The sequence below is a fragment of the Moorena sp. SIO3I6 genome, assembly GCF_010672095.1.
Genome location: NZ_JAAHHU010001047.1, coordinates 1 through 1,748, shown reverse-complemented (window position 1 = coordinate 1,748; position 1,748 = coordinate 1). Strand labels below are relative to the sequence as shown.

General features: G+C 44.4%; 2 protein-coding genes and 1 pseudogene. All 3 read left to right on the top strand.

Annotated elements, in window-relative coordinates; all coding sequences use genetic code 11:
• Positions 1 to 120: 120 nt before the first annotated feature.
• Complete coding sequence (locus F6K49_RS45950) at positions 121 to 1,053, top strand: glycosyltransferase family 2 protein (RefSeq protein WP_293109023.1); 933 nt, start codon at positions 121 to 123, stop codon at positions 1,051 to 1,053.
• 233 nt (positions 1,054 to 1,286) lie between these two features.
• A complete protein-coding gene (locus F6K49_RS45945; protein ID WP_293109020.1) occupies positions 1,287 to 1,412 on the top strand; it encodes a hypothetical protein in 126 nt (41 codons plus the stop codon).
• A pseudogene (locus F6K49_RS45940) lies at positions 1,412 to 1,748 on the top strand (O-antigen ligase domain-containing protein); the annotation flags it as partial. The gene F6K49_RS45945 and the pseudogene F6K49_RS45940, both read left to right, overlap by 1 nt.

The following is a 1,748-nucleotide window of genomic DNA, read 5'->3' as shown; positions in this document are numbered from 1 at the left end:
TAAATTCTAAATTCTGCATTCTGACAAACAACCTTCAAGCTTCAACCTTCAACCTTCAACCTAATAACCTTGGCCAAAAGGCCACGCAATCGCGTTCAACCTAACTCAACAGTAGAATAAATGAGAATCACTGTTATAGTCCCCACCTATCGCCGTTCAAAAGACCTAGAACGGTGTTTAAAGGCCCTGGAGAAGCAAACTCGACCAGCGGATGAGGTCTTGGTGATTGTACGGGATACTGATGCTGAAACTTGGGCATTTCTTGAAGCATTCAACCCTGAGGTTTTACCCATGCGTCCTGTGAAATTAATTATTCCCGGGCAAGTGGCTGCTCTCAACGCAGGTCTTGATAGAGCACAGGGAGATATTATTGCTATTACCGATGATGATGCTGCTCCCCGTGGCAATTGGTTAGCTGATATTGAAACTCACTTTCTGTCAGATCACCGGATCGGAGGTGTCGGTGGACGGGATTGGGTACATCTGGGTAACTACCTGGAAAATGGCGCTAGAGAACGAGTGGGTCGAGTGCAATGGTATGGACGGGTGATTGGTAATCATCACCTGGGGGTAGGTTTACCTCGGGAGGTGGATGTCCTGAAAGGAGCTAACATGAGCTATCGACGGACTGCTATATCGGGCTTGCGCTTTGATGAGCGTCTACGAGGGAAAGGAGCTCAAGTCCATAATGATCTGGCCTTTAGTCTAGCCCTAAGAAAAGCAGGTTGGAAGCTAATTTATGACCCAGGGGTAGCAGTAGACCACTATCCAGCACAGCGTTTTGATGAGGATCAGCGAGGCATAGTTTTTAGCGATACTGCCCTGATTAATGCGGCACATAATGAAACTATAGTTTTGTTAGATTACTTTCCTGTTCTACAACGAATGATATTTATAGTTTGGTCAACATTGGTGGGAACACAAATTAAACCCGGTTTCCTACAATGTTTACGGTCTTTGCCCAAAGAAGGACTTTTAGCAGGACAAAAGTGCCTTGCTTCTTTGCGTGGACGTTGGCAAGGTTGGTTGAGCTGGAAAAAGTGCTTAGGCTAGCAAAAGGGACGGTTGAAGGGTTTTGGGTGAATAATGTCTTGGTTTTAGGGAGCAGGGAGCAGGGAGCAGGGAACAGGGAACAAGAAATAAAATTTAAATGTACTTCAGGCTTACTAATAAACGCTCTACTAACTAATCTCTAATCTATTAGATATAGCATTTACAAATGAATTCAAAAAAGTATTACATTTTTTTACATTTCCATTCTTATATAATTTATTACCTCTTGCCTCTTGCCTCTTGCCTTTTCCCTACTCCCTACTCCCTACTCCCTACTCCCTACTCCCTACTCCCTAAAACCTCGGACTTTTCACCTCACCCAATTGAGAACTGCTGTGTATCTAATCCCTAACACCTAATGACAAAAGGAATTCCTATCAAACTAGAACCAGCCCCTGCTTGGACAGCCATCCTGTTATTTGTTGTCATTACAATACTGGGCATTATTGCTGGTGCTGGCAGCATTATGCGTATTCTGTTGCCTGTGGTAGGGTTTGCCGTGGGCCTTTTTCTCTATCGACGGTATCCTGTCCTCTACTTAGGTTTTATGTGGTGGCTATGGTTTCTGATGCCGTTGGTTCGTCGTTTAATTGACTATCGCAGTAACTGGGTTAATCCGAGTCCAGTATTGCTAGTAGCGCCTGTGGTGACATGGATTACTGTGGATACCTTTCTAAAATACCTTCCTAGAGCCT